Below are 13,596 nucleotides of genomic sequence, written 5' to 3' on the forward strand. Positions count from 1 at the left end.
CTTAGGTGCGGCCAGCCCAGCTAAGCCAAACGGCGGCTGTCCACGTAAATCCTTGTCCGCCAGCAGCGCTGCCGTCCGTCGGATCAAAATATTCAGAAAAACCGCTCTCCTCGATCAGCGTTTTCGTGGCGATGCGCACACGTTCAGCAAGCGGATGGTTTCTCTCCTCGAGGCCAAGCCCGATCAGCAGATTCATCACGGCCCAAGTTGGCCCGCGCCAATATCGACGGCCATCAAATTTGTCGCTTTCGGGATCATGGCTGGGTACGCCATATTGCACTTTGTCGAGCACCCGCTGCAATTGCTTGGTTTGTCCCTCTGAATCAAGACCGGCATACCAGCACAAGAATGAGGCATTGGATACGCAATTCGCCCATTCGCCGCTGTGGGCATCCCGCGCATCAAAACTTTCAAGCTCAGGATTCCAAAGTGTTTGCGCGCCCTGCTCCAAAATCTCAATTTCTTCGGTGATGCCGCCAACATCAAGTCCAAGCATTTGCCCCATGGCCAGCAAGTCGCGCTGTGCGCGCAACAAGGTGAAAGTCATGGTGGGATCGGCAACACGAAACGGGTTTTCGTCTAACAGTTTTTGCTGATCCCAATGCAGGCGCCGCCCCATTTGCACCAGCCAGATATAGCGGTCGTAATCATATTTTGTCGGGCGCATAGAGCCGTCGACATGCTGGGTATCGCGCCGCACATATTCGCCCACATCTGTCGGGTCGATGCGAGCCATCGGCGCATCCCACTCCGGCGTGTTGTCACGCCCCGCTTCCCATGGATGGGTCACGCAAACGGCGCCTCGGTCCAGCCGCCATTGCATAAACCAACTATGCCAGCGGCGCAGCTTGGGGAACAGCGCCCGCAAATGCTCTTCGCCTAGTGTTTGGTCCTTTTCAAAAATCAGCCGCGCCATGGTTGCGGCAATTGGTGGTTGCGTGATGCCGGATGAAGGAATTGGCCCGGTGCCACCCCAAACATCTGGCCCGGGGTAATAACCGGGATCGGCCTTGTGAAACACAATATGGGGCACCATGCCGTCGGCCCATTGGGCACTAAACAGCGTCTCCAATTCGGCCCAGGCGCGCGCGCAGTCAAACTGCGCAAAGCCAAGCGCGGCAAAGGCGCTATCCCAATTCCACTGATAGGGGTAAAGCCCTTTGGTTGGGATGGTGTACCCGCCGCGATCATTCATTTTCAAAATGTCGCGCGCCTGTTCGTCTAAATCGATCGTCTTTGTCATAAATTACCCTTTGACAGAGCCTGCGGTCAGGCCTTTGGTCATAAATCGTTCAAGCCCCAAAAACAGCGCCATGATCGGTACGGTTGCGATCACCGCACCGGCCATAAGATGTTGTCGGGGAATTTCAGAGGAGTTGAGGCTGGCAATGCCCCGCGTCAGCGTGAATTTGGACGGGTCGTCCAGCAGCATAAAGGCCAGCAAAAATTCGTTCCACGCGATCATAAACACATAGAGTGAAACCGAGGCGATGGCCGGGAGCGACAAAGGCAAAGTGATCTTCCAAATCACGGCCAAGCGCGACAACCCATCCATCAACCCCGCCTCTTCAATCTCGCCCGGCAGGCCGCGGAAATAGCCTTGCAGCATATAAAGCGCCACGGGAATGGTGGTGACGGGATAGATCAAAATGATCCCAAAGATCGAGTTGCGCAATCCGGTCAGCGAAAAGGCGATATAGATCGGCAGGGCCAAGACGATCATGGGCACCATATAGATCAGCAAAATGGAGCGTGAAAATGCAGCTTGGCCGGAAAACCGCAGCCGCGCCACGGCGTAAGCGCCGGGAATGGAAAAGGCCAGCGTGATGAACACGGTGAGAATTGAAATCACCATCGAATTGGCCAAATAAATGCCAAAATTAAAGTCGGCGAACAATTCGACATAGGAGCGGAACAGGCCCCACCCTTTTGATAAATCCAGGGAGAAATCCAACGGGTTTTGCACCAACTCAGATTGATTTTTAAAGCTGGTCATTACCATCACATAAAAGGGGATCAGCACAATGGCAGTGAAGAACACATATCCAATTGCCGTGAGCAACCGTATGATGATCTCTTCAAATTCATGGCGCGACAATGCCCCTTTGGGCGCGACTTTAGTGATGGCATAAGTGCCACCCACAGCAATGGTCGCTGACAAAAGATGGGTGAAGCTGTTGGTGAGCACCGCTGCGGCATCGCCGCTGGTCACAATGCCAAAGCCGAGCATGCCCGCAATGGCAAGGGCCACGCCGCTGGCCAATGCAGCCAATCGACTGTGGGTTACGAAAAACCCAGTCAGCGCGCCACCAATAACGATCCAAACCATATCTGGTTTGTAAGGCAAGCCAGTCGCAAAGCTCAACGCAATGGCAGTGATCGTTGCGGCCACAAAGGTCCACACCAACCCAACAAAAATAGAGGTGATCGCTTTTCTGCGTAATTTGATCATAGCCCTTCCTCCTGTGAAATGAAGCGGAAGAAGAACAAGGAGAACGCCACAAGGCACATAAAGATCACCACGGCGACAGCCGCCCCTGCGCCAATGTTCGAAATCGCAAATGCTTCTTCGTAAACACTCACAGTCAAGGTTCGCGTGCCCGCATTGCCGCCGGTGAGCAGGAAGATGTCGTCAAATTTGTTGAAGGTCCAGATAAAGCGCAGCAAAAACAACACCGACAAAATGCCCAATAATTGCGGAATGCTGAGATACCAAAACTTTTGGAACGGGCTGGCGCCGTCCATATCTGCTGCTTCATACATTTCACTGTCGATGGATTGCATGCGCGCCAAAATGAACAAGAAAGAAAGGGGGAAATAACGCCAAATCTCGAACACCGTCACCATGATCAGTGCGAGCGGTCGATCACCAAAAAAATTGATCGCTTCATCGGTCACGCCCATTTGGATCAACAGCGCATTGGCGGACCCGGAAAACGGGTCGAATAGGATGAGCCACGAAAAGGCCACGGCGATCACCGGCGCGACATAGGGAAAAAGATAAAGTCCGCGCAATATGCCCTGCCCCCTAAAGGATTTGTCCAAAAGCAAAGCTGCGAACAGGCCCACGACGAGCGCGCCAATGGTGCCGAATACGGTGTAGAACAACGTCACGCCAAGCACAGAAATAAACTGGCTGCCATCAAAAACCCGCGCAAAGTTCTCAAGGGTGAATTCAAAATTGGTCAAAATGTTATCCGCCGTGCCAGTGACCTGCGGTTCTGAGCTTTCAACAATCTCTTCTGCCGCATCTTCGTTGTCGGCAGTGACCGGAAAGATGATCTTCTCATTATGGCCGGGTTCTAATCGTTCAAAACTGCAGGTGAGTTGGCGTCCATCAAGTGCACAGGATTGCGGCAAGGGCTCGCGCAAAGTCACTTCGGCGGGCAACTCATCAACTATTTTTACGTCCCGAATTGCCTCGGATCTGCTGGAATTGCGCAAACGATATTCAATGCGCAACTTCTCAGCCGAGCCGCGCAACGCCTCTTTTACGATGGGCGTTGGTGGGCGCAAATCGGCCAGTTCAATCGGCTTAAAGCTAATCCAGAAAATGGCGACAAGCGGCAGCACCACAACAAGGGCGACGCTGATCAGTGTGGGCGCCAAAAGGCCCCACGCTAAGCGTTCTTCGCGCTTGGCCATAGGTGTTTTTGCGGTCGGACGGTTCAGATTGTCTTGCATGGTTTCGTTTCTTTGAACGGCCCCGGCGCCGAAGCGCCGGGGCACATCAATTATTCAACTTGGGACAATTCATCATTCATGGCGGCTACAGCATCAGCGGCTGAAACATCACCGTCCAGATACTGGCGCACCACGCGGTTGATGATTTGTGAGTTGATGATTTTAGACGCAAGGCTCAATTGGCCTTCTTTCACGCCCCAGCGCTGGGCAACATCCAAGCCACCAACGATTTCATCAATCATATCCTGCGCGTAAAGATCACCCAATGGGGCTTTGCGATCAACGCCAACGGGCAGCTTCGCCCATGCATCAACAAATTGCGTTGGGTTTTCGCTTGTGCCACGGCGCACAGGGAACTTGCCCTCCGGCGCAATGCTCAATGTCTGCGTATAGCCTTGATCCATTGAATATTTCACAAAATCCATCGCCGTGTCTGTGTCCGCGTCGGCAGTGATGCCGAAATAGCGAATGTCACCCCAGGCGGCGCCGTCTGGATTTGATGGTCCTGCAAAGTTGGTCACAACGCCTGTTTTCGACGCGAGCGCTGGCGAGGTTGGATCATCATTGATGGTTGGTGGCGCACTATCGCGAAGGCCTGCCAATTCATCCAGAATGAACGGCGACCAAATGATCATCGCCGCATTGCCGGAGAAATAAAGCTCACGCGATTGCTTCCAATAAAGATCGCCCGGTGGTGAGGCTTCAACGACCGCTTTATAAAACTCCAGTACCTCGGTGGTTTTGGCTTCGTCCAGCGGGAAGAACCCATCGCTCGATACGGGGGAAACTCCGTTGGCCAAGAACACATGTTCCAGCACTTGAGACATGAAGTTTTCGTCCACTTTGGTTGCCGCCACAAAGCCAAACATGGAAGGTGGATTGTGCAACTCTTTAAGTGCCGCCTCAACATTGGCGTAAGTTGTTGGTGCCGCTAGGCCTTTTTCCTCAAACAAGTCTTTGCGGTAAACGATCATCTGTGTCCAGCCGTCGACAGGCACAGAAGCTGTGCCGTCTTCATAGGCGGCCATGGCGATGGCGCCAGGTGCGAATGTATCGACGCCCAGATCCTCAATCACTTCAGTGGCCGCATCTGTATCTAAAATGCCAGCTTCCGCCCAAGGCAATGCATATTGCAGCGTGTGATAAATCACATCTGGCAAATCACCTGCCGCAAATGCGGCGGTGGCGCGTGTGCCCAAATCATTTTCAGAAACAGGGATAACTTCCACGTCGGTCCCGGTTTCAGCTTTGAATTGAGCTGCCATTTCTTGCTGTTTTGCCAAGCGTTCTGGCTGTTCTTCTGTTGTCCAAAAACGCAGACTATCCGCGTAAATGGATGTACATGACATCAACACAGCCACAGCGGCCGTCGTCATAAGTGTTGTCGTTTTCCTCATCTATTCCTCCCGATGATGTGGTTATCGTGCAATTTGTGCTGCCAAGTCAGCTGACGAGAGCAACACGGGACCGTGCGATCCACGATCCAAAAAACGTGCCTTTCCGATTTCTCGTAAATCCTGTGGCGGCTCTCCGCGCACCCGCCGGATCAAGAGCTCGGCGAGGCGGGCGCCGGCAAGGTTTGTGTCTACAGAATAAGTGGAGAGCTCTGGCGACAGCACCGCCCCCTCTGGGATGCCGTCATAAGAGATCAGCGAAACTTCATGTCCAACCTTCAGGCCCAGTGATCGAATGGCGTCATACGCGCCAACGGCAGCATGATCGACCGAACAAACGATTGCGGTGGGCGGCTGTTTCAGCGCCAACAATTGGGAAACGGCATTAAACCCTTGCGGCTTATCAACTGCATTTGCGGAGACCAGCTGATCGTCAAAATCAAGGCCAACCGCGGCCAAGCCATCGCGGTATCCGTGTAGCCGCAATTTGGCATAGTGATAGCCTGCGCCGCCTGGCACAAAACCGATGCGGCGATGTCCCAAATTATAAAGCGTTTCTACGGCTTCAAACATGGCCGCTTCACCGGCAATGTCATACCATGCGCAATCGGCGATATTGTCTGTGCGCCCATAGAGCACAAACGGAATATGCGCGGCCCGTAGTGCATCGATCCGTAGGTCCTCACTATAGGTCCGCGGTAAAATGAAGCCATCTGCCTTGCGCTCTTGCGATAGTTTCTCGAGCAAGCGCACTGCGTCCGAAGTGCTGTTGGCGGTGGCCAGCGTCAAGGTCCAATCCTGCGCAGCGGATGCTTCGGTGATGCCTGCCAAAAAGTCTGCGAGAAACGGGCGGTGGCCGTCATGTTCAGAAACTTGCAGCACCAAGCCGATCGAGCGCACGCGCCCTGTTTTGATGGCTTGGGCGTGAGAGAGCGGACGATAGGACAAAGCTGTCGCGGCATTGCGCACGCGCAATCGCGTTTTTTCCGAAATATCCGGATAATCATTCAGCGCGCGACTCACCGTGCTTTTGGTCAGCCCAAGTGAACGCGCCAGATCATCAATGGTCGTGCGTTTGCCAATAGCACTCATCTGCTCGTCTCCTCCTCCACAATCGAGTAAAAGTTCCGAAACCGGTTTCGGCAAGGGTCAAATTTGAAAAAAGTTTGCAGGGCTTCGGGTGCGTTTGATGTTCTCGCCGTAAAACGCCGTGATCACACCTGTTTACACAGGCGGACTAATGCAGTGAAGGGCGCAGCTGGGGTGCGCTGAAACAGAGTTTATCCTAATTGCCGCGATTGAGGCTTTCTAGATGCTCAAGATTGGCGATGGTGGAGAGCATGATCCGATCATGGCTCCACTCGCTGGGACCCTGGAGCAGCAAAACAACAAACAGCGTGGCCAGAACGAGCGGCACGAAAATGCCTAAACTGTTCAGCCCAATGCTGCGCTTGGCGCTTGGCAGCTCCAACGCATAAAGGATGCGGTATTCAAGATTGGATTGGCCGCGGCGGGCCAGATGGCGCTTGGGTTCAACAAAAGGCACAGTGAGCGTGCTTGAACTGTTGCGCGCCGTGCTCATGCTGCGTGCAACGCTGATCAATGTTTCGCAATAGCGTCGCTTCGAAAAGCTGGTGCGCTGCAACAAGGCGGCGTCGCAAATCAATTCGCGCAAAATGTTCAACCGCTTGCGGAACATCAAAAAGGCCGGGTTCCAAAATAGGAGCGGGTGCAGCACGCTCCAGATATATTCCCACGCCACATCCCCATGGCGAATGTGCTGAATCTCGTGGGCGATGGCAATGCGCATTTGTTCCGAATGCGAGAGCATGGTGATTGGCACCACCACATAATAATGGCGCAAGCCCAATGTGGTGAACGGCACGCTGACCTGATCGGAGGCCACGATGTGCACGCGCCCGTTTTTATGGATCACATAGCTATGGCGCAAAATGCTGGCGAGCCCGAAAACACTGCGCGCCAAGCGCACCACAAAATAGGTGAAGGCCAGGCCCATCAGCGCCGCAAAAATCAGGCTGAGGACATGATTGGGGTGCAAAATCTGGTCAATAAACGAGCTCTTGGCGCTGATCACCGTTTGGAACTCGCGCGCGCTCATTTGCACGCCGCCGCCTAAATACCAGGAAACGAGCCAATCCGTGATGTTGAAGTTGGTCGGCAAGAGCATTGGCGCAAATCGCGCAACAATGGGGGCCAAAACGGCCAAGCCAATAAAGCAGAAAATAAGCGACTGTTCCGCCGAAAAGGAAAAACGGTAACCGATGAGGCGAAGTGAAAATCGCGTGATCAGCCAAATGCTGAATGCAGCGAGAAGTGCAATATTAAGGTCGAAGTAAAAATGCACCAAGCCGCTAATCATCGTTTTTCTCTAGCTTTGTGTCGAGCATGTCGCGGATTTGTTCAATCATATCGTCGGTCAGCATTTCATCATCCACCAGCCGGGCCACAAGCGCGGTTGGGGTGTTGCCGAACAAGGATTTGGACATTTGCCGGATTGAGCGGCCCTGATAATCTGATTTGCTGACAGTGGGGTGATAAACAAAGGCGCGATCTTCTTTCGAGCTGGACACAAAGCCCTTTTGCTCCAGAATGCGCATAACGGTGGCCCCGGACGTATAGGCGCGATCCGTCTGCGCCTCCATATTGGCCATAATCTCGCGCACCGTGCCGCTGCCAATTGCCCACAGGCCGTTCATAAACTCCAACTCTACACTGGTTAGAAAATCGGGATCATGCTTGCGGGCCATAGAGCTGCTTTTTCTGTTAAGGTACTGATACGATAAATTTAGTACTAAATATCTAGGTTTGGCAAGCCGTGTGCTGATCAACCTTTGTAAAGCACTCGCTGCACCGCCTTTTGCCAGCCCTGATAATCTTGATCGGCGGCTGATTTGTCGACCAAAGGGATGAATTGATGCGCCGAGCGCCATTGGCGGGTGAACTGATGCGGGGTTTCCAAAAGCCCTGCCCCTAGCCCGGCCAGATAGGCCGCGCCCAGCGCCGTCGTTTCTGTGATCTGCGGGCGATCAACTGGCGCTTGCAATTGGTCCGCCAGTTTTTGCATCGCGAATTGATTATTGGCCATGCCGCCGTCAATGCGCAAAACCCGGGCGCCCGCACCGCCCCAATCTTCATCCATGGCCTCAACCAAATCACGGGTTTGAAAGGCGACGCTTTCTAATGCGGCCTTGGCGATTTCGGCGGGGCCAGAATTGCGCGTCAGCCCAAAAATGGCACCGCGACTTTCCGCGTCCCAATAGGGTGCGCCCAATCCGGTAAAGGCAGGCACGAAATAAACCGATTGTGCCGGGTCAGCGGCAGCAGCGAGAGTGTCGGTCTCCGCAGCGTCACCAATGATTTTCAAGCCATCACGCAACCATTGCACCACGGCCCCAGCGACAAATATTGAGCCTTCAAGGGCATAGGTTGGCTTGCCGTCAAGCTGATAGGCAATGGTGGTGAGCAAGCGATTTTGGGAAAAAACGGGCTGATCCCCCGTGTTTAACAACACAAAACATCCTGTGCCATAGGTGGATTTGGCCATGCCGGGTTCAAAACAGGCCTGTCCCACCGTGGCAGCCTGCTGGTCCCCGGCCACCCCGCGAATGGGGATGTCCACCCCGTCAAACAAATCAGGCTGGGTTCGGCCAAAATCATCTGCGCTGTCTTTCACTTCCGGCAGCATCGACATGGGCACATCAAAAAGCGCGCAAAGCTCACGGTCCCATTCGCCCGTCACAATGTTATAGAGCATGGTGCGGGCCGCGTTGGTGGCGTCGGTCGCATGCACCTTCCCGCCAGTTAAATGCCAGATCAAATAGCTGTCGACTGTACCAAACAAGAGCTCACCGCGCTCTGCCTTGGCCCGTGCGTCTGGCAACTCATTGAGAATCCAATTGATCTTGGTTGCGGAAAAATACGGATCGAGGAGCAATCCGGTTTTGGCGCGAACCAAATCCTCATGTTCTGCCTGCTGGAGCTGTTGGCAAAAATCAGCCGTGCGCCGATCCTGCCACACAATCGCATTATAGATCGGTCTTCCTGTCGCCTTTTCCCAAACAATGGTGGTTTCCCGCTGGTTGGTCACGCCAATGGCGGCAATGTTGCGCGCCTTAACATCCGCTTTCGTGAGCACTTGTGCGCACATGCGGCGCGTTGTGTCCCATAGATCTTCAGGCTTATGTTCAACCCAACCAGACTGCGGAAAAATCTGTTCAAATTCCTCCTGCGCGGTGGCGATGGGCTTGAGCGATTGATCAAAGATGATTGCACGGGTCGATGTCGTGCCTTGATCAATCGCCAGAATATAGTCCGTCGGCATTGGGGTTAGACTTTCCAAAAGCAGAATGTTGCCCAGCAGATGGCAATCACCAATGGTGCCCAAAGCGGCGTGCCAAAAAAGCCAAGCCAGGCCAGAAAGATATAAGCGCTGCCCAAGAGCGAGAGAAACAATCTATCGCCACGGGTGGTGACCAGGCCAAGCGCGCCTTTGCGCTCGGCCCCGCCCGGGGATTTGATTTCAAGAATGGTCAACACGCCCATGGCACTGAAGATGCCGATAAATAATAAGGCTGTTGGCCAAGTCCATGCCATCCAACTCATGATTAAACCCTCCCCATCGCGAAACCTTTCGCGATATAATTACGTACGAAATAAATCACGATCGCCCCGGGAATAATCGTGAGCGTGCCCGCAGCTGCCAGCAGCCCCAATTCATAGCCAGCACTGGAGGCCGTTTTGGTCATGGTGGCGGCGATGGGTTTGGCGGCTACTGCCGTCAGGGTTTTGCCCAACAGTAACTCCACCCACGAAAACATGAAGCAGAAGAACGCCGCGACCCCCACCCCGGCCTTAATGGACGGGATGAAAATAGTGGTGAAAAAGCGTGGGAAGGAATAGCCATCCACATAGGCGGTTTCGTCCAACTCTTTCGGCACCCCGCCCATAAAGCCTTCCAAAATCCACACGGCCAGTGGCACGTTGAACAAGGTGTGAGCCAAGGCAACAGCCAAATGGGTGTCAAACAGGCCCACAGCCGAATAAAGCTGGAAGAAGGGCAAGGCGAACACAGCCGCAGGGGCCATGCGGTTGGTCAAAAGCCAGAAGAATAATTGCTTGTCGCCCAAAAACCGATAGCGCGAAAAGGCATAAGCCGCAGGCAGTGCCACAGCCACCGAAATCAGGGTATTCAACGTCACATAGATGATGGAGTTGATATAGCCCCAATACCATGTCGGATCGGTGAAAATAACCTTATAATTCGCCAAGGTGAATGTTTGCGGGAACAGCGAGAACCCACCTAAAATCTCGTTTGTCGGTTTGAAACTCATGGCCACGAGCCAGTAGATCGGCAGCAACAAAAACAAGATATAGGTGATGGTGACGATGGAACGTTTTTGCATGATATTCTCCTATCGCGCATCGTCTTTGGTCATCAGCGTGTAGAACAGCCAGCTGACCAAAAGTGTGATGGCAAAGTAAATCAGCGACATCGCCGCTGCCGGGCCCAGATCGAATTGCCCCAAGGCGATCTTGACCAAATCAATCGACAACAGTGTTGTGGAATTGCCCGGCCCACCGCCTGTTAAAACGAACGGCTCGGTATAGATGTTAAAGCTGTCGATAAAGCGCAGCAGCACCGCAATGGTGAGCACATTTTTCATTTTCGGCAGTTGAATAAAGCGGAAGACTGCAAAATTACTCGCGCCATCAATTTTCGCTGCCTGATAATAGGCTTCGGGGATTGAGACCAACCCCGCATAGCTCAACAGCACCACCAAAGAGGTCCAGTGCCACACATCCATGATGATGATGGTCACCCATGCCGCAAACACATTTTGTGTCATGTCATAGGAAATGCCCAGCACATGGTTGAGGAAATAGCCCATCAACCCGATGTCCGGCAGGGTGAAAATATTCCACATCGCCCCCACCACATTCCAGGGAATGAGCATGGGCAGTGCCATAATCACCAGGCAAAATGGCACCCAAAAACCTTTGCGCGGCATGGACATGGCAATGGCGATCCCAAGAGGAATTTCAATGGCAAGGATCAACCCGGTAAATAGGAACTGACGCCCAAGAGAAGCGTGGAAACGTTCGGACCGCAGCAGGTTTTCAAACCAGGTCAGGCCCTCCCAGAAAAACATATTGTCGCCAAAGGTTTCCTGCACCGAATAATTGACGACGGTCATCATCGGGATCAGCGCATTGAAGGCCACCAGCAACAGAACCGGCAGCACAAAGAACCATGCTTTTTGATTTTCGGTTTTCATGATGCGCTACCCTCCCGCGCGGTTGTGGCCAACCAGTCATCCATATAAAGCCGCGTTTGCGCGGGCTTGAATTGCAGATGCACTTGCTCCCCCGGATTGGGCACATCGTGTTTGATGATGGCGGAGACTTTTTGCTCGCCCATCAGGGCTTCCACCACATAATGGCGGCCCACATCGGCCACTTTTTTCACTATGGCCGGCAAGCCTTGATCACCGAGCGCCACATATTCAGGGCGAATACCGATTTGGGTTTTGCCGGCTTTATTGCGGTCAATGTCGCCTTCAAGGGCCACATTCTGCCCTTCAATAAAGGCGCCGCCTGCCTTAACCTCGCACGGCAAAACATTCATGCCGGGCGAGCCGATAAAGTGCCCCACAAAGGTGTGGGCCGGGCGTTCAAACAAATCGACCGGCGTGCCGATCTGCACAATCTCCCCTTCCTGCATCACCACCACCTGGTCGGCAAATGTCAGGGCCTCGGTTTGATCGTGTGTCACATAAATCATGGTGGCGCGCACCCGTTGGTGCAGCTCTTTGAGCTTTGAGCGCAGCTTCCATTTCAAGTGCGGATCGATCACGGTGAGCGGTTCATCAAACATCACCACATTCACATCGTCGCGCACCAGGCCACGTCCCATGGAGATTTTTTGCTTATTGTCCGGAGACAAACCCGCAGCCCGGTGGTCGAGCATATCTTCGACCTCCAGCATTTGCGCAATTTCACGCACCCGCTTGTCCACCAAATGTCCGGCAACTTGGCGATTGCGCAGCGGAAACGCCAAATTGTCGTAAACACTCATCGTGTCGTAGATCACTGGGAACTGGAAAACCTGCGCGATGTTGCGACGATCTGGCGGCAGATCGGTCACGTCCTGATCGTCAAAAAGGATGCGGCCTTCGGATGGCGCGCGCAGGCCTGAGATGATGTTCAAAAGTGTAGATTTGCCGCAACCGGATGGTCCCAACAGCGCATAGGCGCCGCCATCATCCCAATCAAGGTCGATTTCCTTTAGCGCATAATCATCAGGGGTTTTCGGGTTGTCGAAATAGCTGTGTCGCAATTGAGACAGGGTGATTTTTGCCATGTTCTGTCCTATCCCACTAAGGTGCCGTCCAATGCGAAAACAAAGCACTGGTTCGGGTCCATGAAAAATTGATGGTTTTCGCCCACCTGATAGCGATGAATGCCCCGGGCGAGAGACACCCAATTGGCCATATCCGCCGCAAAGTGTGCGGAAGATTCAGAACCGCTTAGCTCGGTCACCAACACTTTGCCGACAATCGGCACGTTGGCTTCTTCGGTTTCAAACGGCAAAACATGGTGCGGACGCACGGCCAGCTTATAAAGCCCATCGGCGAGATCAGCTTGTTTGCCGCTTAGCTCCCATCGGATGTCTTTGCCCATGCTTGCGGTGCGGCCTTGCTTGGTGATCTCCGCCATATTGATCGGGGGATCGGAAAAAATGCCGGCGGACATAAGGCTATTGGGCGCGCGATATATGTCGGCAGTCGGGCCAAATTGCGCCACCTTTCCATCTTGCATCAACGCGGTTTTGCCGCCGAGCAAGAGTGCCTCTTCCGGTTCAGAGGTCGCGTAAACGACCACCGCGCCGCGCCCCTTGAACAATTCGGGCAATTGATCGCGCAATTCCTCGCGAAGCTTATAATCGAGGTTGGCCAATGGCTCATCCAGAAACACGGCTTTGCTTTGCTTGGCAATCGCGCGCGCCAGTGCGGTGCGCTGCTGTTGCCCACCGGAAAGCTCATGCGGCTTGCGGTTGAGCATCGGCTTGAGCTGCAAAATATTTGCGGCCTCTTCAACCCTGTCCTCAATCTCGGACTTGGCCATGCCAGTCACTTTGAGGGGGGAGGCAATATTTTCGAAAACGCTCATATGTGGGTAGTTGACGAAAAACTGATGCACGAGCGAAATATTGCGCTTTTGCGTGGATTGTCCGGTCACATCTTCGCCATCCATTAAAACTTGGCCGCCAGCGATCGGGTCCAGCCCAGCCATCATCTTAATCAACGAAGTTTTACCTGCGCCGGTTTCGCCCAGCAGTACATTAAAATGACCGCTTTCCAGCACCAGATTGGTGGGTTTGATGTGGGTCTGCCCGCCAACCTTTTTGGTAATGTCTTTGAGTTCCAGTGCCATTACACACCCGTTCCTGTTGTTCATGGCATATTCGCGATGCCACCTTCAGCCTGCGGCTGGTTGA

General features: G+C 53.6%; 13 protein-coding genes. All 13 read right to left on the reverse strand.

Annotation, left to right across the window (positions count from 1 at the left end):
* Nucleotide 1 precedes the first annotated feature (1 nt).
* Nucleotides 2–1,243, reverse strand: coding sequence for an MGH1-like glycoside hydrolase domain-containing protein (locus tag G549_RS0117750; RefSeq protein ID WP_027836134.1), 1,242 nt, complete (start codon nt 1,241–1,243; stop codon nt 2–4).
* Between the two features lie 3 nt (nt 1,244–1,246).
* A complete protein-coding gene (locus G549_RS0117755; RefSeq protein ID WP_027836135.1) occupies nt 1,247–2,452 on the reverse strand; it encodes a carbohydrate ABC transporter permease in 1,206 nt (401 codons plus the stop codon).
* Entirely contained in the window at nt 2,449–3,684 is a 1,236-nt protein-coding gene (locus tag G549_RS0117760; RefSeq protein WP_027836136.1) for a carbohydrate ABC transporter permease, read from the reverse strand. Before G549_RS0117760 ends, G549_RS0117755 begins: the two co-directional genes overlap by 4 nt.
* Nucleotides 3,685–3,734: 50 nt before the next feature.
* Nucleotides 3,735–5,081 carry an ABC transporter substrate-binding protein gene (locus G549_RS0117765; protein WP_027836137.1) on the reverse strand — a complete coding sequence of 449 codons (1,347 nt, stop codon included), beginning with the start codon at nt 5,079–5,081 and terminating at the stop codon, nt 3,735–3,737.
* A 21-nt stretch (nt 5,082–5,102) separates the two neighbouring features.
* Nucleotides 5,103–6,170, reverse strand: coding sequence for a LacI family DNA-binding transcriptional regulator (locus G549_RS0117770; RefSeq protein WP_027836138.1), 1,068 nt, complete (start codon nt 6,168–6,170; stop codon nt 5,103–5,105).
* A gap of 193 nt (nt 6,171–6,363) precedes the next feature.
* Nucleotides 6,364–7,458 (reverse strand): M56 family metallopeptidase, encoded by a 1,095-nt coding sequence (locus G549_RS0117775; protein WP_027836139.1) that lies wholly within the window; start codon nt 7,456–7,458, stop codon nt 6,364–6,366.
* Entirely contained in the window at nt 7,451–7,846 is a 396-nt protein-coding gene (locus G549_RS0117780; protein WP_027836140.1) for a BlaI/MecI/CopY family transcriptional regulator, read from the reverse strand. The genes G549_RS0117775 and G549_RS0117780 overlap by 8 nt, the downstream gene beginning before the upstream one ends.
* A gap of 77 nt (nt 7,847–7,923) precedes the next feature.
* A complete protein-coding gene (glpK, locus tag G549_RS0117785) occupies nt 7,924–9,420 on the reverse strand; it encodes a glycerol kinase GlpK (RefSeq protein ID WP_027836141.1) in 1,497 nt (498 codons plus the stop codon).
* Between the two features lie 5 nt (nt 9,421–9,425).
* A complete protein-coding gene (locus G549_RS0117790; protein ID WP_210162450.1) occupies nt 9,426–9,701 on the reverse strand; it encodes a DUF2160 domain-containing protein in 276 nt (91 codons plus the stop codon).
* Nucleotides 9,702–9,703: 2 nt separating this feature from the next.
* Nucleotides 9,704–10,501 (reverse strand): carbohydrate ABC transporter permease, encoded by a 798-nt coding sequence (locus G549_RS0117795; RefSeq protein ID WP_027836143.1) that lies wholly within the window; start codon nt 10,499–10,501, stop codon nt 9,704–9,706.
* 9 nt (nt 10,502–10,510) lie between these two features.
* On the reverse strand, nt 10,511–11,374 hold the full coding sequence (locus G549_RS0117800) for a carbohydrate ABC transporter permease (protein WP_027836144.1): 864 nt from the start codon (nt 11,372–11,374) through the stop codon (nt 10,511–10,513).
* Nucleotides 11,371–12,459 (reverse strand): ABC transporter ATP-binding protein, encoded by a 1,089-nt coding sequence (locus G549_RS0117805; RefSeq protein ID WP_027836145.1) that lies wholly within the window; start codon nt 12,457–12,459, stop codon nt 11,371–11,373. The genes G549_RS0117800 and G549_RS0117805 overlap by 4 nt, the downstream gene beginning before the upstream one ends.
* Nucleotides 12,460–12,467: 8 nt before the next feature.
* On the reverse strand, nt 12,468–13,532 hold the full coding sequence (locus G549_RS0117810; RefSeq protein WP_027836146.1) for an ABC transporter ATP-binding protein: 1,065 nt from the start codon (nt 13,530–13,532) through the stop codon (nt 12,468–12,470).
* Nucleotides 13,533–13,596 lie beyond the last annotated feature (64 nt).

Origin of the sequence: Maritalea myrionectae DSM 19524 (genome assembly GCF_000423365.1) — a bacterium.
In the GTDB taxonomy this organism is placed as follows: domain Bacteria; phylum Pseudomonadota; class Alphaproteobacteria; order Rhizobiales; family Devosiaceae; genus Maritalea; species Maritalea myrionectae.